Raw genomic sequence first — 22078 nt, 5'->3', positions numbered from 1 at the left:
CTGGAGGAAGCTGTGCCGCAGATCACCGTGGACCGCTCGTGGAGCGTCGCCCTCGACCGGGCGGCCTTCGCCGCCGAGCTGCACCCCCTGGTCGCCAAGACCATCGACACCGAGGTGGCGAGCTGCAAGACCCGGTTCCGCCGGATCGAGGAGTGCTTCGTCGGGGACGGCGACCCCTCCCGGGCGATGGTCTATCTGGAGATCAAGATCCTCGACGGCCGCAGCCCGGAGGCCCGCACCGCGCTCTCCGAGGCCGTGCTCGCCCTGCTGCGCGAGCACGCGAGCGTGGCCGAGGGCGAGCTCCACCTGGCCGTGGACGTGACCGAGCTGGACGACCGGTTCTACCGGCGGGCGGTAGCGTAGCGCCCCGTGACTACCTGGTTCTGGGCCGCCGTCGCGGTCGTGCTGTTCGCGGTGTACCTGAGTTGGACGGCCGGGCGCCTCGACCGCCTGCACACCCGGATCGACACGGCCCGGGCCTCGCTGGACGCCCAGCTGCTGCGCCGGGCCTCGGTGGCGATGGAGCTGGCCACCTCCTCGATGCTCGACCCGGCCGCCTCGATCCTGCTCTACGAGGCCTCGCACGCCGCCCGGCAGGCCGAGGACGAGCACCGCGAGGTGGCCGAGAGCGAGCTGAGCATCGCCCTGCGCGCCGTCTTCGCCGAGGCGGAGCAGATCACCGCCCTGCTCGCGGTGCCGGGCGGCGAGGAGGCGGTCAAGGAGCTCACCGAGGGCTGCCGCCGGGTGCCGATGGCCCGCCGCTTCCACAACGACGCCGTCCGCGCGGCCCGCGCCGTCCGCACCCACCGCCTGGTCCGCTACTTCCGCCTGGCCGGCCGGGCGCCCTTCCCGCTGGCCTTCGAAATGGACGACGAACCGCCCCTGGCCCTGACGCCCCACGGCGCACCGGCATAACAGGTTGTCCGGGTTTACAGCCTCTTTGTCGTAAGTCGTAGGCCGGTCTGGACTGGGTGGCGCATGGGTCGGGGTCCTTTCGGGCCTACGATAGGGCGATAGCACTGGTTCATCTTCGAGTGAGGTCTCACGTGTCCACCACCCCCATCACCGCAGACCAGCCGCAGATCGGCACCGCGCGCGTCAAGCGCGGCATGGCCGAGCAGCTCAAGGGCGGTGTGATCATGGATGTGGTCAACGCCGAGCAGGCGAAGATCGCCGAGGACGCCGGTGCCGTGGCCGTCATGGCCCTGGAGCGCGTCCCCGCCGACATCCGCAAGGACGGCGGCGTGGCCCGGATGTCCGACCCGGACATGATCGACGGCATCATCAACGCCGTCTCCATCCCGGTGATGGCCAAGTCCCGCATCGGCCACTTCGTCGAGGCCCAGGTCCTCCAGGCGCTCGGCGTCGACTACATCGACGAGTCCGAGGTCCTCACCCCGGCCGACGAGGTCAACCACTCCGACAAGTGGGCGTTCACCACCCCCTTCGTCTGCGGCGCCACCAACCTGGGCGAGGCCCTGCGCCGCATCGCCGAGGGCGCGGCCATGATCCGCTCCAAGGGCGAGGCCGGCACCGGCAACGTGGTCGAGGCCGTCCGCCACATGCGTCAGATCAACGGCGACATCCGCCGCCTGGCCACCCTGGACGAGAACGAGCTCTACGTCGCGGCCAAGAACCTGCAGGCCCCGTACGAGCTGGTCAAGGAGGTCGCGCAGCTGGGCAAGCTCCCGGTCGTGCTGTTCTCCGCCGGTGGTGTGGCCACCCCGGCCGACGCCGCGCTGATGATGCAGCTCGGTGCCGAGGGCGTCTTCGTCGGCTCCGGCATCTTCAAGTCCGGTGACCCGGCCAAGCGCGCCGCCGCCGTCGTCAAGGCCACCACCTTCTACGACGACCCGAAGGTCATCGCCGAGGTCTCCCGCGGCCTGGGCGAGGCCATGGTCGGCATCAACTGCGACACCCTGCCGGAGACCGAGCGCTACGCCAACCGCGGCTGGTAATCGCTCCGAGAACGTCCCGTCGGCCCGCCGCAGCTGCCCTCCAGGCCGCGGCGGGCCCTCGTGCGCGAACCAACACTGAAGAGGTAACAAACCGTGAGTACCCCCGTGATCGGCGTCCTCGCCCTGCAGGGCGACGTCCGTGAGCACATGATCGCGCTGGCCGAGGCCGACGCGCTGGCCCGGCCGGTCCGCCGCGCCGAGGAGCTGGCCGGGGTCGACGCCCTGGTGATCCCCGGCGGGGAGTCCACCACGATGTCCAAGCTGGCGCTGACCTTCGGGCTGATGCAGCCGATGCGGGACCGCGTCGCGGCCGGCATGCCGGTCTACGGCTCCTGCGCCGGCATGATCATGCTGGCCGACAAGATCCTGGACGGCCGGGCCGACCAGGAGAGCGTCGGCGGCATCGACATGACCGTGCGCCGCAACGCCTTCGGCCGCCAGAACGAGTCCTTCGAGTCCGCCATCGCCTTCCAGGGCCTGGCCGGCGACCCGGTGCACGGCGTCTTCATCCGGGCCCCCTGGGTCGAGGCCGTGGGCGCGGGCGTCGAGGTCCTCGCCGAACTCCCGGCCGCCGACGGCCCGGAGAGCCGGATCGTGGCCGTCCGCCAGGGCAACCTGCTGGCCACCTCCTTCCACCCGGAGCTGACGGGTGACCACCGCGTGCACGCGTACTTCGTGCAGATGGTCGAGAACGCCGCGCGCTGACCGCTGGTGCGGTGACCGGTGCACATGGTGACACCGGTAAGATCTCTCCTGTTCATTTCCCTTTGGCGACGTAAAGGAGCTGGTGATGTCCGGCCACTCTAAGTGGGCTACCACCAAGCACAAGAAGGCCGTGATCGACGCCAAGCGCGGCAAGCTCTTCGCCAAGATGATCAAGAACATCGAGGTGGCGGCGCGGACCGGCGGCGCCGACCCGGCGGGTAACCCCACGCTTTTCGACGCCATCCAGAAGGCCAAGAAGAGCTCGGTCCCGAACAAGAACATCGACAGCGCGGTCAGCCGCGGCGCCGGCACCGAGGCCGGTGGCGCCGACTACCAGACGATCATGTACGAGGGCTACGGCCCGAACGGTGTCGCGGTGCTCATCGAGTGCCTCACCGACAACCGCAACCGCGCGGCCTCCGACGTCCGCGTCGCGATGACCCGCAACGGCGGCAACATGGCCGACCCGGGCTCCGTCTCCTACCTCTTCAACCGCAAGGGCGTCATCGTCGTCCCCAAGGCTGACGGGGTGGACGAGGACAAGGTGACCGAGGTCGTCCTGGAGGCCGGCGCGCTCGACGTCACCGACCTCGGTGACTCCTTCGAGGTCATGAGCGAGGCCACCGACCTGGTCGCCTGCCGCACCGCCCTCGTGGACGCCGGCATCGACTACGACTCGGCCGAGGCCAACTTCGTCGCCGACCTGCAGATCCCGCTGGACGCCGACGGCGCCCGCAAGATCTTCAAGCTGATCGACGCCCTCGAGGACAGCGACGACGTGCAGAACGTCTTCGCGAACTTCGACATCCCGGACGACGTGGCCGCAGAGCTCGACGCCGAGTAAGGCAGCACCAGCCAGTTGCACTATCAGGGGCGCGGGGAACTGCGCGACCAGGCACCCACGAAGGTGCACGGTTGCGCGCGCAGTTCCCCGCGCCCCTGTGCTGGTTTCTGTCCGTTGTCACAGCTGACGGGTAGCCTTCCGCAGGTCAGACGAAAGGCGGAGGGGCGTGCGCGTACTGGGAGTCGACCCCGGGCTGACCAGGTGTGGGGTCGGGGTGGTGGACGGTGCGCCGGGGCGGCCGTTGAAGATGGTCGGGGTCGGGGTGGTGCGGACGCCGGCCGAGGCGGAGATCGGGCCCCGGCTGCTGCTGGTGGAGCAGGGGATCGAGCGCTGGCTCGACGAGCACCGGCCCGATCTGGTCGCCGTCGAGCGGGTCTTCGCCCAGCACAACGTCCGGACGGTGATGGGCACGGCCCAGGCCAGTGCGGTGGCGATGCTCTGCGCCACCCGCCGCGGCATCCCCGTCACTCTGCACACCCCGAGCGAGGTCAAGGCCGCCGTCACCGGCTCCGGCCGGGCCGACAAGGCCCAGGTCACCGCGATGGTCACCCGGCTGCTCCGGCTCGACGCCCCGCCCAAGCCCGCCGACGCGGCCGATGCGCTGGCGCTGGCGATCTGTCACATCTGGCGCGGCTCCGCGGCCGGGAAGATCGCCGCCGCCCTGGCCCAGCAGTCCGCCCGCCCCGCCGTCCGCCCCACTGCACGTCAGGAGTACCGCCGATGATCGCTTTCGTCCAGGGCCCGGTGGCCGCCGTCACGGCGGGAGCCGCGGTGGTCGAGGTCGGCGGGGTCGGCATGCTGGTCAAGTGCACGCCCCGCACGCTGGCCACCCTGAGGATCGGTCAGCCCACCCGGCTGACCACCGCGCTGATCGTCAAGGAGGATTCGCTCACCCTCTACGGCTTCGCCGACGAAGACGAGCGGGCCACCTTCGAGGTGCTGCTCACCGCGAGCGGGGTGGCCGCGACCATGGCGCTCGGCATGCTGGCCGTCTTCACCCCGGACGAGCTGCGCCGGGCCGTGGCCCAGGGCGACGCCAAGGCGCTCACCGCCGTGCCGCGGATCGGCCCCAAGCTGGCCCAGAAGCTGCTGCTCGAGTACAAGGACAAGCTCGGCACCCCGCACGGCGCCGTCCCCGCCCAGCAGCCGGTGGCCAGCGGCCCGGCGCCCTGGGACGAGCAGCTGCACGCCGCCCTCACCGGCCTCGGCTACGCTCCGCGCGAGGCCGAGGAGGCGGTGCGCTCGCTGACCCCGGAGGCCGAGGCGCAGTCGATCACCGATGTCGGCGCCCTGCTCAAGCTCGCCCTGCGCAGCCTCGCCCGCACCCGCTGATCATTCGCCCCCAGGAGTAGCCCCCGATGAGCCCGTACGACGCCGACGAGCACGCCGACCGGATCGTCACCTCGTTCGCCGACGGTGAGGACCAGGCGGTCGAGGCGGCGCTGCGGCCCAAGCTGCTGGACGAGTTCATCGGGCAGGAGCGGGTCCGCGAGCAGCTCTCGCTGGTGCTCCAGGCCGCGCGGCAGCGCGGCAGTGCGCCGGACCACGTGCTGCTGAGCGGCCCGCCCGGGCTCGGCAAGACCACGCTGTCGATGATCATCGCGGCCGAGCTGGGCGCGCCGATCCGGATCACGTCCGGGCCGGCCATCCAGCACGCGGGCGACCTGGCGGCGATCCTCTCCTCGCTCACCGAGGGGGAGGTGCTCTTCCTCGACGAGATCCACCGGATGTCCCGGCCGGCCGAGGAGATGCTCTACATGGCGATGGAGGACTTCCGGGTCGACGTGATCGTCGGCAAGGGCCCCGGCGCCACCGCGATCCCGCTGGAGCTGCCGCCGTTCACGCTGGTCGGCGCCACCACCCGGGCCGGCCTGCTGCCGCCGCCGCTGCGCGACCGGTTCGGCTTCACCGGCCACATGGAGTTCTACGCGCCGGTCGAGCTGGAGCGCGTGGTGCACCGCTCGGCCGGGCTGCTCGACGTGGAGATCGACCCGCGCGGCGCGGCCGAGATCGCCGGGCGCTCGCGCGGCACGCCCCGGATCGCCAACCGGCTGCTGCGCCGGGTGCGCGACTACGCGCAGGTGCGGCACGACGGGGTGGTCACCCGCGAGGTGGCCGCCAAGGCGCTGGAGGTGTACGAGGTGGACGGCCGTGGTCTGGACCGGCTGGACCGCGCGGTGCTGACCGCCCTGCTCAAGCTCTTCGGCGGCGGGCCGGTCGGCCTCTCCACGCTGGCCGTCGCGGTGGGGGAGGAGTCGGAGACGGTGGAGGAGGTGGCCGAGCCCTTCCTGGTCCGCGAGGGCCTGCTGGCCCGCACCCCCCGGGGTCGGGTCGCCACCGCCGCCGCCTGGGCCCACCTCGGGATGACCCCGCCGCCGCCCCGCTGACCGGCACCGCTGGAAGGGGCGGTGTGATCGGCATCCGAAGAATCCGTGCAGGCGGAGGGTCGCCACTTTCGGCGGCAGGATGACATGCTTGGCGTTGTCCGTTCAGTGCGGGTCGCCTAGACTCCGCCGGACCGCCCCTCTCACCCGACGGGCCGACGACCAACAGGCCGCCCGTTCGGGCGGTCCGTAAAGGACTCTGGCTGCTGTGAATCTCATCATCCTTCTCCTCCCGATCCTCGCGATCCTGCTCATGTTCCGGTCGCAGAAGAAGCGCCAGCAGCAGCAGCAGCAGATGCAGACCTCGCTGGAGCCGGGCGCCGGCGTCCGCACCATCGGCGGGATGTACGCCCTGGTGAAGGCCGTCAACGACGAGACCATCGAGCTGGAGGTCGCCCCGGGTGTGGTCGCGCACTACACCAAGGGTGCGATCGCCGCGGTGCTCGACCCGCAGGAGTACGACGCGATCATCAACGGCCGCCCGGCCGAGGACGAGTCGGTGCTGGAGAGCACCGAGGACGCCGCCGAGGCCGAGTCGAAGCCGCTGAGCCTCGACAAGAAGGACGAGTCGGACAACGGCGGCACCGGCGACGAGGCCCCCGCCGGTAAGTAGTACGGTCGGGCGAACGCCCGGCCGAGCGGCAGCCGAGCCGCAAGCCTCACAGGACCTCAGGGCCGCCGCGCCCGCCTCCCCCCATCCAGTCACGAGCCGGGTGGGTCCCGGCGGGCGGACGGTGGCATGGACAGGGAGAAACGAGCAAGGTGGCAACACCCAAGTCGCGCCCGCGCGACGGCTACCCGGGACGGGCGCTGGCCCTGATCCTCGCGGTGACCGTCGGGCTGGTCGCCCTCATGTTCGGGACGGGCCACACCACGCCGCGTCTCGGGATCGACCTCGCCGGTGGCACCAGCATCACGCTGACCGCCAAGTCGGACGACGCGGCGGCGGTCAACAAGACGAACATGGACACCGCTGTCGCGATCATCCAGAAGCGCGTCAACGGCATGGGCGTCTCCGAGGCCGAGGTGCAGACCCAGGGCAACAACACCATCATCGTCAACATCCCGAACGGTGGTGACAAGCAGCAGGCGATCGACCAGGTAGGCGCCACTGCCAAGCTCTTCTTCCGCCCGGTCCTCGCGCTCGCGCCGACCGGTGTGAAGATCCCGGCCCCCTCGGCCACCCCGAGCGCCTCCGGCTCGCCGAGCGCCGCCCCCTCGGCGAGCGCCGGCGCCTCCGCCGGTGCCAGCGCCGGTGCCCCGAGCGCCAGCGCGACCAAGCAGGGCCGGGCCGTCACCGACGCCCTGAAGGCCGACCCGACGGCCTCCGCCTCCGCGGGCGCCTCCACCGCCCCGGCCGCCACCCCGAGCGCCCCTGCGGCCACCCCGAGCGCGCCGGTGAACCCCGCCGACATCGCCGCCGCGATGACCCAGGGCACCCCGCCGGCCGACGTGGCCGCCGCGTTCGCCGCGCTCGACTGCTCCGTGCCCGCCCAGCGGGTGGACCACCAGACCACCCCGGATAAGAACGCCGTGGCCTGCAGCTACGACGCCGAGCAGAACGTCTGGTACAAGTTCGCCCTCGGCCCGGTGGCCGTGAACGGCCAGGACGTCTCCAAGGCCCAGGCCGGGTTCGACACCCAGCGGGCCGGCGGCTGGCAGGTCGACCTGTCCTTCAACGACGCCGGCTCCAAGGCCTTCGCCGCCACCACCGGCAAGCTCGCCACCCAGCAGGCCCCGGCCAACCAGTTCGCCATCGTGCTGGACGGCAAGGTCGTCTCGCACCCGTACGTGAGCCAGTCGATCACCGGCGGCTCGGCGATGATCTCCGGCAGCTTCAGCCAGGAGGACGCCAAGGGCCTCGCCAACGTGCTGAGCTACGGCGCCCTGCCGCTCACCTTCGTGCAGAGCGACATCACCACCGTCTCCCCGCAGCTCGGCGGTGACCAGCTCGACGCCGGTCTGATCGCCGGTGCCATCGGTCTGGCCCTGGTGGTCCTCTACTCGCTGGTCTACTACCGCGGCCTTGGCCTGGTCTCGATCGCCGGTCTGGTCGTCTCGGCGATCCTCACCTACGCGATCATGTGCCTGCTCGGTGCCGGGATCGGCTTCGCGCTGAACCTGCCGGCCGTCTGCGGTGCGATCGTCGCGATCGGCATCACCGCCGACTCCTTCATCGTGTACTTCGAGCGCATCCGCGACGAGGTCCGCGACGGCGCCCCGCTGCGCCCGGCCGTCCAGCGCGCCTGGCCGCGCGCCCGCCGCACCATCCTGGTCTCGGACTTCGTGTCCTTCCTCTGTGCCGCGGTGCTCTACCTGGTCTCGGTCGGCAAGGTGCAGGGCTTCGCCTTCACCCTCGGCCTGACCACCCTGCTCGACATCGTGGTGATCTTCCTCTTCACCAAGCCGCTGATCACCCTGCTGGCCCGGAAGAAGTTCTTCTCCGAGGGTCACCCGTGGTCCGGCCTGGACCCGAAGCGCCTGGGTGCCAAGCCGCCGATCCGGGGCAGCCGGCGCCGTACCGCCGCCACCGCTTCCGCCAGCAAGGAGGCCTGAGGCCATGTCCCGCTTCACCAATCTCGGCCACCGTCTCTACCAGGGCGAGGTCAGCTTCGACTTCGTCGGCCGCCGCAAGGTCTGGTACAGCATCTCCGGCCTGATCGTGGTGCTGGCCGCGGTCGGTCTCGCGATGGGCCTGCACCTGGGCGTCGAGTTCAAGGGCGGTGCGATCTACACCGTCACCAAGCCCGGGGTCACCCTCAACGAGGCCCAGGACGCGGCGAACAAGCTGACCCACGACTCCAGCGCCCGGGTCCAGACCACCGATAAGGGCGCGGTCAAGATCCAGATCGGCTCGGACAAGAAGATCCCGGCGTCCGAGGCCATCAGCACCCTGGCCACCGACCTGAAGATCCCGGCCGACAAGGTCAACGACCAGATCACCGCCCAGGTGATCGGCCCCAGCTGGGGCCACGAGATCTCCCAGAAGGCCCTCACCGGCCTGATCATCTTCATGGTGCTGGTGACGATCTACCTGGCGATCGCCTTCGAGTGGCGGATGGCGGTGGCCGCCCTGGTCTCGCTCGTCCACGACCTCCTGATCACCATCGGCGTCTACGCCCTGGTCGGCTTCGAGGTCACCCCGGGCACGGTGATCGGCTTCCTCACCATCCTCGGCTACTCCCTCTACGACACCGTCGTCGTCTTCGACACCGTGCGGGAGAACACCAAGGACATCACCAAGCAGAACAAGCACACCTTCTCCGAGGCCGCGAACCTGGGCCTCAACCAGACCCTGGTGCGCTCGATCAACACCACCGTCGTCGCGCTGCTGCCGGTCGCGGCACTGCTCTTCATCGGTGGCGGTCTGCTGGGTGCCGGTACGCTGAACGACATCTCGCTGGCCCTGTTCATCGGCCTCGCCGCCGGTGCCTACTCCTCGATCTGCGTGGCGACCCCGCTCTACGCGCAGCTCAAGGAGGCCACCCCCGAGATGCGTTCGCTGACCAAGAAGGTGCTGGCCCGCCGGGCCGCCGACGCCAAGGCCGCTGCCGCGGCCCCGACGGAGGCCCCGGCCCAGCGCTGACCCGTTGTAAAGGAAGCCCCGTGACCTCCCCCGACCCCGCCCTGGCCGAGCTGCTGAACAGCAAGATCAGGGACGTACCGGACTACCCGAAGCCGGGCGTGCTCTTCAAGGACATCGCCCCGCTGCTCGCCGACGCCGAGGCCTTCGCGGCCCTCACCACGGCGCTCGCCGAGCGGGCCAAGGCCCTCGGAGCCACCAAGGTGGTCGGGTTGGAGGCACGGGGCTTCGTGCTGGCCGCCCCGGCGGCGTTCGCCGCCGGGATCGGCTTCGTGCCGATCCGCAAGGCCGGCAAGCTCCCCGGCGAGGTGCACGCGCAGTCCTACGACCTGGAGTACGGCTCGGCCACCGTCGAGGTCCAGTGCGACGCCTTCGCCCCCGGCGAGCGCGTCCTGCTGGTCGACGACGTGCTCGCCACCGGCGGCACCCTGGGCGCCTCCCTGGACCTGGTCAAGCGGGCCGGCGCCGAGCTGGCGGGCGTGGTCGTCCTGATGGAGCTGACCTTCCTCCCCGGCCGCGAGCGCCTCGCCGAGCACCTGGGGGACGCTCCGCTGGAGACCCTGATCAGCGTCTGAAACCCTTCGGGGGTGGTGGCTGAGCATGTGAACTCCGCTTCTCGGTAGGATGAAGGTTCATCCCTCTCCGCACCGAGGAGCGTCCTTGCCCGACGAGGTTGTGCCCACAGCGGCTGTGCGTCCGTCCTCCTCCGGGGGAATGCGGGCGCGCCTGGCGCGGCTCGGCGGGCAGCGGAGTTCACTGCTCAACCCGGTCCTCGAACCGCTCTTCAGGACCATCAAGGCCCAGGACCCGAAGGCCGACCCGGCCCTGCTGCGCGACATCGAGCGCGCGTACGCGGTGGCCGAGAAGTGGCACCGGGGGCAGAAGCGCAAGAGCGGCGACCCCTACATCACCCACCCGCTGGCGGTGGCCACCATCCTGGCCGAGCTGGGGATGGACGCGCCCACCCTGATGGCCGGGCTGCTCCACGACACCGTGGAGGACACCGACTACGGCCTGGAGACGCTTCGGCAGGACTTCGGCGACTCGGTCGCCCTGCTGGTGGACGGCGTCACCAAGCTGGACCGGGTCAAGTTCGGCGAGGCCGCGCAGGCCGAGACCGTGCGCAAGATGGTCGTGGCGATGGCCAAGGACCCGCGGGTCCTGGTGATCAAGCTCGCCGACCGCCTGCACAACATGCGCACCATGCGCTACCTCAAGCGGGAGAAGCAGGAGAAGAAGGCCCGCGAGACGCTGGAGATCTACGCCCCGCTGGCGCACCGGCTGGGCATGAACACCATCAAGTGGGAGCTGGAGGACCTCGCCTTCGCGATCCTCTACCCCAAGATGTACGACGAGATCGTGCGTCTGGTGGCCGAGCGCGCGCCCAAGCGGGACGAGTACCTGGCCACCGTGATCGACCAGGTCCAGGGCGACCTGCGCGGGGCCCGGATCACCGCCCAGGTGACCGGCCGGCCGAAGCACTACTACTCGGTCTACCAGAAGATGATCGTGCGAGGGCGCGACTTCGCCGAGATCTACGACCTGGTGGGCATCCGGGTCCTGGTCGACACCGTCCGCGACTGCTACGCGGCGCTGGGCACCATCCACGCGCGGTGGAACCCGGTGCCGGGGCGGTTCAAGGACTACATCGCGATGCCCAAGTTCAACATGTACCAGTCGCTGCACACGACGGTGATCGGGCCCGGCGGCAAGCCGGTCGAGCTGCAGATCCGCACCTTCGACATGCACCGCCGCGCCGAGTACGGCATCGCCGCGCACTGGAAGTACAAGCAGCGGGCGGTGGCCGGCGCCTCCAAGGTGCGCACCGATACGCCCACCCAGACCCGCAAGGACGACAAGGCCGGCGCCGTCAACGAGATGGCCTGGCTGCGGCAGCTGCTGGACTGGCAGAAGGAGACCGAGGACCCGAGCGAGTTCCTCGAGTCGCTGCGCTTCGACCTCTCCAACAACGAGACCTTCGTCTTCACCCCGAAGGGCGACGTCATAGCGCTGCCCGCCGGGGCCACCCCGGTGGACTTCGCCTTCGCGGTGCACACCGAGGTCGGGTACCGCTGCATAGGAGCGCGGGTCAACGGCCGGCTGGTGCCGCTGGAGTCGACGCTGGAGAACGGCGACACCGTGGAGGTCTTCACCTCCAAGGCGGAGAACGCCGGGCCCTCGCGGGACTGGCTGGGCTTCGTCAAGTCGCCCAGGGCCCGGAACAAGATCAAGGCCTGGTTCTCCAAGGAGCGCCGCGAGGAGGCGATCGAGCAGGGCAAGGAGGCCATCGCCCGGGCGATGCGCAAGCAGGGCCTGCCGATCCAGCGGATCCTCACCGGCGACTCGCTGGTCACCCTCGCCCACGAGATGCGCTACCCCGACATCTCCTCGCTCTACGCCGCCATCGGCGAGGGCCACGTCGCGGCGCAGAACATCGTGCAGAAGCTGGTGCAGGCGCTCGGCGGCGAGGAGGGGGCCACCGACGACCTGGCGGAGACGGCCACCCCGACCCACGACGGCCGGGCGGCCCGCCGCCGGGCCAAGGGCGACCCGGGCATCATCGTCAAGGGCGTCGAGGACGTCTGGGTCAAGCTCTCCCGCTGCTGCACCCCGGTGCCGGGCGACCCGATCGTCGGGTTCATCACCCGGGGCAACGGCGTCTCGGTGCACCGCTCGGACTGCGTCAACGTGGAGTCGCTGACCCAGCAGCCGGAGCGGATGATCGACGTGGAGTGGGCCGCGACCCAGTCCTCGGTCTTCCTGGTGGCCATCCAGGTGGAGGCGCTGGACCGCTCCCGACTGCTCTCGGACGTCACCCGGGTACTCTCGGACCAGCACGTCAACATCCTCTCGGCGGCCGTCCAGACCTCGCGGGACAGGGTGGCGATGAGCCGCTTCACCTTCGAGATGGGCGACCCGAAGCACCTGGGCCACGTGCTCAAGGCGGTGCGCGGGGTCGAGGGCGTCTACGACGTCTACCGGGTCACCTCGGCCCGGAAGTAGCGCGCGGGCACCGAAATAGCACACACCCCCGGGCGACGGTCCGGATCCGGCCACCTTGATCGCCGGAGTCCCGGCTGATCGGCTGTCGACCCGGGGGCATATGTCCGCTTCTGCCCGAATGGCGGAGCTCCTGGGAATGGCGGGTTCGTTTCGAACCCGCGTTCCGCTTTTCTGAAAAGAGGTCAGCCTTCCCGTGGCGTCGGTACTAATGGGTCATCCCCACGACGCCACGGAGAAGAAGAATGACCGTCGAAGCCGATATCGGCTCATTGGCAGAGCAGAATCGCTCCAGCCTCGGCACCGCCGCCGCCCGCAATTTGGCGACGACCACGAAATCCGCTCCGCAGATGCGCGGGATCAGTTCGCGCTGGCTGCTGCGGCGACTTCCCTGGATGGAGGTCTCCGGTGGTGCGTACCGCGTCAACCGGCGCCTCTCGCTGGCGGTCGGCCGGGGCCGGGTGAGCTTCGCCCAGGCCGGCGCGGACGACGTGCGGATCATCCCCGGCACGCTGACCGAGCTGCCGGTGCTGCGCGGCTACCGGGACGAGGCCCTGCTGGAGGAGCTGGCCGGCCGGTTCGCGGTGCGGGAGGTCCGGGCCGGCCAGGTGCTGGTCGAGCAGGGGCAGCCGATCACCGAGGTGTTCGTGGTCGCCCACGGCCGAATCGAACGCATTGCCGCCGGTAAATACGGCGAGGCGGCCTCGCACGGCGTGGTCGCCGATGGCGACCACCTCGGCGACGAGGCGCTGGACGGGCCCGATCCGCGCTGGGCCTCGACTTATCGGGCCGAGACGGCCGGTGTCGTGATGGCGCTTTCCTGGGCCGATTTCACGGAATTGTTCGAACGTTCCGAGAGTCTCCGCGAGCAGGTCGCCGCATTCCTCGCCAACGCCGCCCGCGGCGTGAATTCCAAGGGCGAGGCGGAAATCGCACTGGCGGCCGGACACGAGGGCGAGCACCCGCTGCCGGGCACCTACGTGGACTACGAGCTCGCGCCCCGCGAGTACGAGCTCTCGCCGACCCAGACCGTCCTGCGGGTGCACTCCCGGGTCTCCGACCTCTACAACGGGCCGATGGACCAGCTCCAGGAGCAGCTCAAGCTCACCGTGCACGAGATCCGCGAGCGCCAGGAGTGGGAGCTGGTCAACAACCGCGACTACGGCCTGCTGCACAACGCCGACTACGACCAGCGGATCAACACCCACTCGGGCCCGCCGACTCCGGACGACCTGGACGAGCTGCTCGCGATGCGCCGCGACACCGACCTGCTGCTGGCCCACCCCAAGGCGATCGCCGCCTTCTACCGGGAGTGCAGCAAGCGTGGCATCTACCCCGACCACACCGAGGTGGACGGCCACCGGCTGCCCGCCTGGCGGGGCGTGCCGCTCTTCCCCTGCGGCAAGATCCCGGTCGGTGACGGCCAGCTGACCTCGATCCTGGCCATGCGCACCGGCGCCGACCGCCAGGGCGTGGTCGGCCTGCGCCAGACCGGCATCCCCGACGAGTACGAGCCCGGGCTGAACGTGCGCTTCATGGGCATCGACGAGCACGCGGTCACCAGGTACCTGGTGACGGCCTACTCCTCGGCGGCCGTGCTGGTGCCCGACGCCATCGGGGTGCTGGAGAACGTGCACATCGCCGCTCCGCGCTCCTGAGCGAGCTCCGCAGAGGACTCCGCAGAGAGCTCCCGAGAGACCTCACACCCTGCCGACCGCCCGACCGGAGCCGGCCGGCGACCCACGTCACCACCACAGTTGAGGAGACCCCCGTGATCGACATCGACACCCAGACCGCCGTGCTGGCCACCCGCTACCAGAAGTCCGTGGCCGAGTACTGGAACGAGGAGGAGGCACCGGTCAACATCCGCCTCGGCGAGGTCTCCGGCACCTTCCACCACCACTACGGCATCGGTGCGGTCGACCACGCGGCCCTGGAGGGCCCGGCGGAGGGCCGGGACGAGCGGATCATCCAGGAGCTGCACCGGCTGGAGGGCGCCCAGGCCGAGTTCCTGCTCGACCAGCTGGGCCCGCTCGGCCCGCAGGACCGGATCCTGGACGCCGGCTCCGGCCGCGGCGGCACCAGCTTCCTGGCGAACCTGCGGTTCGGCTGCCGGGCCGACGGCATGTCCATCTCGCAGAAGCAGGTGGACTTCGCCAACGGCCAGGCCCGCGAGCGCGGGGTGGACGACAAGGTGGCCTTCCACTTCCGGAACATGCTCGACAACCAGTTCCCGGCGAACACCTTCCAGGCGATCTGGAACAACGAGAGCACCATGTACGTCGACCTGTACCAGCTCTTCGCCGAGCACGCCCGGGTGCTCAAGCCCGGCGGCCGGTACGTGACCATCACCGGCTGCTACAACGACGTGCACGGCCGCCAGCCCTCGCGGGCGGTCAGCCAGATCGACGCGCACTACATCTGCGACATCCACCCGCGCAGCGAGTACTTCGCCGCGATGTCGGCCAACGGCCTGCTGCCGATCAGCGTGGTGGACCTGACCGCCGCGACCATCCCGTACTGGGAGCTGCGGGCGGAGTCCAGCGTGGCCAGCGGGATCGAGGACGCCTTCCTGACGGCGTACAAGGAGGGCAGCTTCCACTACCTGATGATCGCGGCCGACAAGATCTGACCCCGAGCACGAGGAAGGCCCCCCGGGACGCCGGGGGGCCTTCCTGCCGTGGGTCAGCGGATTCAGCCGCCGAACTCCTCCAGGCTCTTCAGGGCCTGGTCGAGCAGCGCCTGACGGCCGGCCAGCTCGGTCTCCAGCTTGGCGACCTTGCTCGCGTTGCCGGCCGCGCGGGCCTTCTCCAGCTCGCCCTGGAGCTTGTCCACGGCGCCCTGGAGCAGCGCGGTCATGCCGTTGGCGCGGGCCTTGGCCTCCGGGTTGGAGCGCTTCCACTCGGCGTCCTCGGCCTCGCGGATGGCGCGCTCCACCGTGTTGAGGCGGGCGTCCAGGCGGGGGCGGGCGTCGCGCGGGACGTGGCCGATGGCCTCCCAGCGCTCGTTCACGTCCCGCAGGGCGGCCTTGGCGGCCTTGAGGTCGGTGATCGGGAGGATCGCCTCGGCCTCGACCAGCAGGGCCTCCTTGAGCTTCTGGTTCTCGCCCTGCTCGGCGTCCCGCTCGCTGAAGACGGCGGAGCGGGCCTGGAAGAACACGTCCTGGGCGCCGCGGAAGCGGGCCCACAGCTCCTCCTCGGCGTCCCGCTGGGCGCGGCCGGCGGCCTTCCACTGCGTCATCAGGTCGCGGTAGGCGGCGGCGGTGTCGCCCCACTCGGTGGAGCTGGAGAGCGCCTCGGCCTGGGCCACCAGGCGCTCCTTGGCGGCCTTGGCCTGGTCGCGCTCGGAGTCCAGGGTGGCGAAGTGCGCCTTGCGGTGCTTGGAGAACACCGAGCGGGCGTGCGAGAAGCGGTGCCAGAACTCGTCGTCGCTCTTGCGGTCGAGCCGGGGCAGCGCCTTCCAGGTGTCCACCAGGGCGCGCAGCCGGTCGCCGGCCTCCCGCCACTGGGTGGACTCGGCCAGCTGCTCGGCCTCGGCGACCAGCTGCTCCTTGGCGGTGCGGGTCTCCTCCTGGGCCTTGGCCCGGGCGGCCTTGCGCTCGGCCTGGCGGGACTCGATCTCCCCGGTCAGGGTCTCCAGGCGCTTGGCGAGCGAGGCCAGGTCGCCCACGGCGTGGCCCTCGGCCACCTGGGCGCGCAGGTGGTCCAGCGCGGTCTGCGCGTCCTTCGCGGCCAGGTCGGTCTTGCGGACGCGGTGCTCCAGGAGGCCGATCTCGGCCGCCAGACCCTCGAACTTGCGCTCGAAGTACGCCAGGGCCTCCTCGGGCGAGCCTGCCTGCCAGGAGCCGACGACGCGTTCGCCGTCCGCCGTCCTGACGTAGACCGTCCCCTGCTCGTCCACACGGCCCCACGGATCGCTGGTCACAGCGCCTCCTCCACATGACGTCACGCCCGCCGCTCGGCGGCGCGTGGTACGTCGTCCACAGTTAGATGTGCGGCGGACCGATCGAGTCCGCCGTCCGGACCGTCGAGAACTTCTGTGCCGAGGGTGACGGCCGACGGTCAGGGCACCCTATACAACAGCAACATAGGCGACCAGCGCCGGTGCTGTCCGCATCCGGGCCGGGTGAGTTCGCGCGGCGGGCCCCGAGCCGCGCCCGGGGCCCGCCGCGAGGAATCAACTCTTGGTGGTCTTCACCGAGTTCAGCACCACGTTGGCGTTGGGCGCGCCGTCCCCGCCGCCGCCCTGCACGCCGCCGGCGGCGATGTTCTGGAGCACGTCCAGGCCACCGGTGATCTTGCCGAACGGGGTGTAGTTCGGGGGCAGCTGGGTGTCCTTGTAGACCAGGAAGAACTGGCTGCCGTTGGTGCCCGGGCCCGCGTTGGCCATGGCCACGGTGCCGGCCGGGTAGGTCGCGCCGGTCAGGTTCTCGTCGGCGAACTTGTAGCCCGGGCCGCCCGAGCCGGTGCCGGTCGGGTCACCGCACTGGAGCACGTAGATGCCCTCGGTGGTGAGGCGGTGGCACTTGACGTGGTCGAAGTACTGCTGGTCCGACAGGTAGGCGAAGGAGTTCACCGTGTGCGGCGCCTTGGCCGCGTCCAGGGTGAGCGTCACCTTGCCGCAGGAGGTGTCGAGCGAGGCCGTGTAGGTGGCCTTGGTGTCGACCGTCATGGCCGGCTCGGCCTGCCACTGCTTGCCGTTCGGCGCGCCGGCGGCCGGCGGGTTGCAGCCCTTGACCGGGGTCACCGCGGCCGAGGGAGCGGCCGAGGGCTGCGCGGCGGCGGCGTCGTCCTTCTTCTTGTCCGAGGAGAAGACCCCGCCGGCCCAGGCGCCACCGGCGGCCAGGACCACCACGGCCAGGGCGGCGGCACCCACGGTCAGGTTGCGGCGCTTCGCGCGGGCCTGGGCCTCGGCGCGGTTCTTCATCTGCCGCTCGTACTTCTCGCGGGCGAGCTGACGCCGTCGCTGTTCGCTGCTGGTCACCGGCCGTGTCTCCTAGTTGCGCTGGACCTCTGGGGGGTGTGGATGCGGATCGTCGCACCCCACGGCGGCCAAGTGTAGGGACTTCGTGTGTAAGTACGAGATCAGCCGTGAAAAGCGAAGGTCACGATTTCACCGGACCGGGCTACCCGACCGGGTGCGTATCCGGTTAGCAACCGGTGCCGTACCGCCGGTAGGCTGCGCTGTTAGCAGAGCTAATCACCACTCAACCCGATCGAGGTCTCGCGTGTTCGTCGCCGGATTTCCCGCCGGAGCCTGGGGCACCAACTGCTACCTGGTCGCCCCGGCCGCCGGTGAGGAGTGCGTGATCGTCGACCCCGGCCACGAGGCCGCGCAGGGCGTCGAGGACCTCATCCGCGAGCACCGGCTCAAGCCCGTCGCGGTGCTGCTCACCCACGGCCACATCGACCACGTCGCCTCGGTGATGCCGGTCTGCGGCGCCACCGGCGTCCCGGCCTGGATCCACCCCGAGGACCGGTACATGCTGGCCGACCCGGAGCGCGGCCTCGGCCGCTCGCTCGGGCAGCAGTTGATGGGCAGCATCACCGTCGGCGAGCCGGACGACGTCCGCGAGCTGACCGACGGCAGTGTGCTGAAGCTCGCCGGGATGGAGCTGACCGTCGACCACGCGCCCGGCCATACCAAGGGGTCGGTGACGTTCCGGACGCCCGCTTCGAAGGACATCCCTCCGGTGTTCTTCTCGGGCGACCTGCTGTTCGCCGGCTCCATCGGGCGCACGGACCTCCCGGGCGGCTCCAGCGAGTCCATGATGGCCTCGCTGGCCCGGGTCTGCCTGCCCCTCGACGACGCCACCGTGGTCCTGTCCGGACACGGCGGCCAGACCACCATCGGTCGCGAGCGCGCCACCAACCCCTACCTCCAGCAGGCGGCGGGAGCGTTCGGCGCCCCGACCATCCCGCGACGAGGAATGTGACGGAAGAGAAGTTGAGCACCTTCACCGCCCCCAAGGGCACCTACGACCTGCTGCCGCCGAGCTCCGCGACCTTCCTGGCGATCCGCGAGGCCATCGCCGCGCCGGCCCGCCGGGCCGGCTACGGCTACATCGAGACCCCGGTCTTCGAGGACGTCAAGCTCTTCTCCCGCGGTGTCGGCGAGTCCACCGACATCGTCTCCAAGGAGATGTACAGCCTGACCACCCGCGGCGGCGACGAGCTCGCGCTGCGCCCCGAGGGCACCGCCTCGGTGCTGCGCGCCGCCCTCCAGGCCAACCTGCACAAGCAGGGCAACCTGCCGGTCAAGCTCTGGTACTCCGGCACCTACTACCGCTACGAGCGCCCGCAGAAGGGCCGCTACCGGCAGTTCTCCCAGGTCGGCGCCGAGGCGATCGGCGCGGAGGACCCGGCGCTGGACGCCGAGCTGATCATCCTGGCCGACGACGCCTTCAAGGCGCTCGGCCTGGCGAACTACTCGCTGCTGCTCAACAGCCTCGGCGACAAGCAGTGCCGCCCGGTCTACCGCGCCGCGCTGATCGAGTTCCTCTCCGGTCTCGACCTGGACGAGGAGACGATGCGCCGGGCCGAGATCAACCCGCTCCGGGTGCTCGACGACAAGCGCGAGTCGGTGCAGGCCCAGCTGGTGGACGCCCCGATGCTGCGCGACTTCCTCTGCGAGGAGTGCAAGGCCTACGACGAGAAGGTGCGCGAGCTGCTCACCCTGGCCGGGGTCGCCTTCGTCGACGACCCCAAGCTGGTGCGCGGCCTCGACTACTACACCCGCACCACCTTCGAGTTCGTGCACAACGGCCTCGGCGCGCAGTCCGCGATCGGTGGCGGCGGCCGCTACGACGGCCTCTCCGAGATGATCGGCGGCCCGGCACTGCCCTCGGTCGGCTGGGCGCTCGGCGTCGACCGCACCTTCCTGGCGATGGAGGCCGAGGGCATCACCCTCGAGCTGCCCTCCGCCACCTCCGTCTACGCCGTCGCGCTCGGCGAGGAGGCCAAGAACGTCCTCTTCGCCAAGGTCGTCGAGCTGCGCCGGGCCGGTGTCGCCACCGACCTCGCCTTCGGCGTCAAGAGCATCAAGAACGCCATGAAGTCCGCCGACCGGTCCGGCGCCCGCTTCGCGCTCGTCGCGGGCGACCGGGACCTCGCCGAGGGCGTCGTCCAGCTCAAGGACATGAGCACCGGCGAGCAGACCCCCGTCGCCCTCGACGCACTCGTCACCACCCTGAAGGAGAAGCAGCTGTGATCCGCACGCACGACGCGGGCACGCTCCGCGCGGAGCACGCCGGCACCACCGTCACCCTGGCCGGCTGGGTCGCCCGCCGCCGCGACCACGGCGGCGTGGCCTTCATCGACCTGCGCGACGCCTCCGGCACCGTGCAGATCGTGGCCCGCGACCTGGAGGCCATCGGCGACCTGCGCTCCGAGTACTGCGTCAAGGTCACCGGCGAGGTCCGCGTCCGCCCCGAGGGCAACGAGAACCCCGAGATCGCCACCGGCGCCGTCGAGGTCGTCGTCGCCGAGCTCGAGGTGCTCTCCGAGGCCGCCGCGCTGCCCTTCCAGGTCGCCGAGTACGAGCCCGGCACCGTCAACGAGGAGGTCCGGCTGCGCTACCGCTACCTGGACCTGCGCCGCGAGGGCCCGGCCCGCGCGCTGCGCCTGCGCTCGAAGGTCAACCACATCATCCGCACGGTGATGGAGGAGAACGACTACCTCGACATCGAGACGCCGTACCTCACCCGCTCCACCCCCGAGGGCGCCCGCGACTTCCTGGTGCCCGTCCGCCTGCAGCCGGGCCACTGGTACGCCCTGCCGCAGTCGCCGCAGCTGTTCAAGCAGCTGCTGATGGTGGCCGGCATGGAGCGGTACTACCAGATCGCCCGCTGCTTCCGCGACGAGGACTTCCGCGCCGACCGGCAGCCGGAGTTCACCCAGCTGGACATCGAGGCCTCCTTCGTCGACCAGGAGGACGTCCTGGCCCTCGGCGAGAAGATCGTCGGCCGGATCTGGAAGGAGGTGCACGGCTACGAGATCCCGAACCCGCTGCCGCGCATGTCCTACGCGGACGCGATGAACCGCTACGGCTCGGACAAGCCGGACGTGCGCTTCGGCCAGGAGCTGACCGACCTCACCGAGTACTTCAAGGGCACCGAGTTCCGCGTGTTCCAGGCCCCGTACGTCGGTGCCGTGGTCATGCCGGGCGGCGCCTCGCAGCCGCGCAAGGCGCTGGACGCCTGGCAGGACTGGGCCAAGGCGCGCGGTGCCCGCGGTCTCGCGTACGTCGTGATCGACGCCGAGACCGGCGAGCTGCGCGGCCCGGTGGCCAAGAACCTCTCCGAGGAGCACCTGGCCGGCCTGGCGGCCGCCGCGGGTGCCAAGAACGGCGACGCGATCTTCTTCGCGGCGGGCAAGAAGACCGCCTCGCAGGAGCTGCTCGGCGCCGCCCGCCTGGAGATCGGCAAGCGCTGCGAGCTGATCGACGAGTCGGCCTGGGCCTTCCTCTGGGTCGTGGACTTCCCGATGTTCGAGCCGATCGAGGACGACAAGGGCGAGTTCCAGGGCTGGCACGCGGTGCACCACCCCTTCACCGCGCCGACCGCCGAGTCGCTGGCCACCTTCGACACCGACCCGGGCAGCGCGCTCTCCAACGCGTACGACCTGGTGCTCAACGGCTCCGAGCTCGGTGGCGGCTCGATCCGTATCCACCAGCGCGAGGTGCAGAAGCGCGCCTTCGACGCGATCGGCCTGTCGGAGGAGGAGGCGCAGTCGCAGTTCGGCTTCCTGCTGGACGCCTTCAACTACGGCCCGCCGCCGCACGGCGGGATCGCGCTCGGCCTGGACCGCGTGGTGACCCTGCTCGGCGGGTACGACACCATCCGGGACGTCATCGCCTTCCCGAAGACCTCCACCGGTGGTGACCCGCTCACCGGCGCCCCGACCCCGATCACCCCGGCCCAGCGCCGGGAGGCCGGCGTGGACGCGCAGCCCAGGACTCGCGATGAGGCGAAGTCGGAGACCCAGACGGAGAAGCAGACGGAGAAGCAGGCCTGACGTAACATCAGTGCCCTCCCAGGCCCCGGTCGGTGCTGCGAAGCACCGGCCGGGGCCGTCCCACAACGGCGTGCGACGAGAAGGACCCGGAGATGACCGTCACGACGAGAGTCGAGCTGCCCGAGGACGCCCCCGCCACCAGACGGGTGCACATGGCGGCCTTCCCCGGGCCCGACGAGGCCGATCTGGTCGACGCGCTCCGGCGGGACCCGGCCTGGCTGCCGGCCCTCTCGGTGGTGGCGGTGGAGGAGGGCGGGCTGGTGGTCGGCCACGCGCTGCTCACCCGGCTCCAGGTCGGCGACGGCTGGGCCCTGGCCCTGGCGCCGGTGGCGGTGGCCCCCGAGTGGCAGCGCAAGGGGGTCGGCAGGCAGCTGGTGCTGGCCGCGCTGGCCGCCGCCGCCGAGGCCGACGAGCGCCTGGTGGTCGTGGTCGGCGACCAGCGCTACTACACCCGGTTCGGCTTCACCCCGGCCTTCGAACGCGGCATCACCGCCGACTTCCCGCCCGAGCACGTGCACGCCCTCGCCCTGGTCGAGGGCGAGCTGCCGCAGGGCCACTGCCGCTACCCCGAACCGTTCGGCGCGGTCTGA

At 70.8% G+C, this 22078-nt stretch carries 19 protein-coding genes and 2 pseudogenes; 19 read left to right on the top strand and 2 right to left on the bottom strand.

Features of this window, described 5'->3' with window-relative positions:
* Window positions 1-12 precede the first annotated feature (12 nt).
* The 15 genes and pseudogenes from CFP65_RS05445 (at window position 13) to CFP65_RS05375 (ending at window position 15106) form a co-directional block, all read left to right on the top strand.
* The gene (locus tag CFP65_RS05445) at window positions 13-363 is read left to right on the top strand and encodes a 5-carboxymethyl-2-hydroxymuconate Delta-isomerase (RefSeq protein WP_104815013.1); all 351 of its coding nucleotides are present in this window, start codon (window positions 13-15) and stop codon (window positions 361-363) included.
* Between the two features lie 6 nt (window positions 364-369).
* On the top strand, window positions 370-915 hold the full coding sequence (locus CFP65_RS05440; RefSeq protein ID WP_104815012.1) for a hypothetical protein: 546 nt from the start codon (window positions 370-372) through the stop codon (window positions 913-915).
* A gap of 131 nt (window positions 916-1046) precedes the next feature.
* Window positions 1047-1958 carry a pyridoxal 5'-phosphate synthase lyase subunit PdxS gene (pdxS, locus tag CFP65_RS05435; RefSeq protein WP_104815011.1) on the top strand — a complete coding sequence of 304 codons (912 nt, stop codon included), beginning with the start codon at window positions 1047-1049 and terminating at the stop codon, window positions 1956-1958.
* A gap of 93 nt (window positions 1959-2051) precedes the next feature.
* Window positions 2052-2663 carry a pyridoxal 5'-phosphate synthase glutaminase subunit PdxT gene (gene pdxT / locus CFP65_RS05430; RefSeq protein ID WP_104815010.1) on the top strand — a complete coding sequence of 204 codons (612 nt, stop codon included), beginning with the start codon at window positions 2052-2054 and terminating at the stop codon, window positions 2661-2663.
* Between the two features lie 85 nt (window positions 2664-2748).
* Window positions 2749-3507, top strand: a complete 759-nt coding sequence (locus tag CFP65_RS05425; RefSeq protein ID WP_104815009.1) for a YebC/PmpR family DNA-binding transcriptional regulator — start codon at window positions 2749-2751, stop codon at window positions 3505-3507.
* Between the two features lie 166 nt (window positions 3508-3673).
* Window positions 3674-4231 carry a crossover junction endodeoxyribonuclease RuvC gene (ruvC, locus tag CFP65_RS05420; RefSeq protein WP_104815008.1) on the top strand — a complete coding sequence of 186 codons (558 nt, stop codon included), beginning with the start codon at window positions 3674-3676 and terminating at the stop codon, window positions 4229-4231.
* On the top strand, window positions 4228-4839 hold the full coding sequence (gene ruvA, locus CFP65_RS05415; protein ID WP_104815007.1) for a Holliday junction branch migration protein RuvA: 612 nt from the start codon (window positions 4228-4230) through the stop codon (window positions 4837-4839). Before ruvC ends, ruvA begins: the two co-directional genes overlap by 4 nt.
* A gap of 26 nt (window positions 4840-4865) precedes the next feature.
* Window positions 4866-5977: pseudogene (ruvB, locus tag CFP65_RS05410) on the top strand (Holliday junction branch migration DNA helicase RuvB).
* 122 nt (window positions 5978-6099) lie between these two features.
* Window positions 6100-6504 (top strand): preprotein translocase subunit YajC, encoded by a 405-nt coding sequence (yajC, locus tag CFP65_RS05405; protein ID WP_104815005.1) that lies wholly within the window; start codon window positions 6100-6102, stop codon window positions 6502-6504.
* A 149-nt stretch (window positions 6505-6653) separates the two neighbouring features.
* Window positions 6654-8447 carry a protein translocase subunit SecD gene (secD, locus tag CFP65_RS05400; RefSeq protein ID WP_371682365.1) on the top strand — a complete coding sequence of 598 codons (1794 nt, stop codon included), beginning with the start codon at window positions 6654-6656 and terminating at the stop codon, window positions 8445-8447.
* 4 nt (window positions 8448-8451) lie between these two features.
* Window positions 8452-9477, top strand: a complete 1026-nt coding sequence (secF, locus tag CFP65_RS05395) for a protein translocase subunit SecF (protein WP_104815004.1) — start codon at window positions 8452-8454, stop codon at window positions 9475-9477.
* Between the two features lie 20 nt (window positions 9478-9497).
* On the top strand, window positions 9498-10049 hold the full coding sequence (locus CFP65_RS05390) for an adenine phosphoribosyltransferase (RefSeq protein ID WP_104815003.1): 552 nt from the start codon (window positions 9498-9500) through the stop codon (window positions 10047-10049).
* Window positions 10050-10176: 127 nt separating this feature from the next.
* Window positions 10177-12477 (top strand): annotated as a pseudogene (locus CFP65_RS05385) (bifunctional (p)ppGpp synthetase/guanosine-3',5'-bis(diphosphate) 3'-pyrophosphohydrolase); the annotation flags it as partial.
* A 242-nt stretch (window positions 12478-12719) separates the two neighbouring features.
* The gene (locus tag CFP65_RS05380; protein ID WP_104815001.1) at window positions 12720-14132 is read left to right on the top strand and encodes a family 2B encapsulin nanocompartment shell protein; all 1413 of its coding nucleotides are present in this window, start codon (window positions 12720-12722) and stop codon (window positions 14130-14132) included.
* A 113-nt stretch (window positions 14133-14245) separates the two neighbouring features.
* A complete protein-coding gene (locus CFP65_RS05375; RefSeq protein WP_254552244.1) occupies window positions 14246-15106 on the top strand; it encodes a geranyl diphosphate 2-C-methyltransferase in 861 nt (286 codons plus the stop codon).
* A 62-nt stretch (window positions 15107-15168) separates the two neighbouring features.
* Here CFP65_RS05375 and CFP65_RS05370 read toward each other — a convergent pair whose 3' ends face one another.
* Together CFP65_RS05370 and CFP65_RS05365 are read right to left on the bottom strand one after the other, a co-directional pair.
* A complete protein-coding gene (locus tag CFP65_RS05370) occupies window positions 15169-16398 on the bottom strand; it encodes a DUF349 domain-containing protein (protein WP_104815000.1) in 1230 nt (409 codons plus the stop codon).
* Window positions 16399-16650: 252 nt separating this feature from the next.
* Window positions 16651-17457 carry a peptidylprolyl isomerase gene (locus tag CFP65_RS05365; protein ID WP_104814999.1) on the bottom strand — a complete coding sequence of 269 codons (807 nt, stop codon included), beginning with the start codon at window positions 17455-17457 and terminating at the stop codon, window positions 16651-16653.
* A gap of 244 nt (window positions 17458-17701) precedes the next feature.
* Between CFP65_RS05365 and CFP65_RS05360 the strand changes: the two genes are divergently transcribed.
* The 4 genes from CFP65_RS05360 to CFP65_RS05345 all read left to right on the top strand — a co-directional run bounded on the left by CFP65_RS05360 (window position 17702) and on the right by CFP65_RS05345 (window position 22078).
* On the top strand, window positions 17702-18409 hold the full coding sequence (locus CFP65_RS05360; RefSeq protein ID WP_104814998.1) for an MBL fold metallo-hydrolase: 708 nt from the start codon (window positions 17702-17704) through the stop codon (window positions 18407-18409).
* A gap of 11 nt (window positions 18410-18420) precedes the next feature.
* The gene (gene hisS, locus CFP65_RS05355; protein ID WP_104814997.1) at window positions 18421-19683 is read left to right on the top strand and encodes a histidine--tRNA ligase; all 1263 of its coding nucleotides are present in this window, start codon (window positions 18421-18423) and stop codon (window positions 19681-19683) included.
* On the top strand, window positions 19680-21488 hold the full coding sequence (gene aspS / locus CFP65_RS05350; protein WP_104814996.1) for an aspartate--tRNA ligase: 1809 nt from the start codon (window positions 19680-19682) through the stop codon (window positions 21486-21488). Before hisS ends, aspS begins: the two co-directional genes overlap by 4 nt.
* A gap of 92 nt (window positions 21489-21580) precedes the next feature.
* On the top strand, window positions 21581-22078 hold the full coding sequence (locus CFP65_RS05345; RefSeq protein WP_104814995.1) for a GNAT family N-acetyltransferase: 498 nt from the start codon (window positions 21581-21583) through the stop codon (window positions 22076-22078).

It is taken from the genome of Kitasatospora sp. MMS16-BH015 (assembly GCF_002943525.1).
In the GTDB taxonomy this organism is placed as follows: domain Bacteria; phylum Actinomycetota; class Actinomycetes; order Streptomycetales; family Streptomycetaceae; genus Kitasatospora.
Note: the sequence above shows the minus strand (reverse complement) of the source record. Positions and strands in the feature narration are given on the sequence as shown.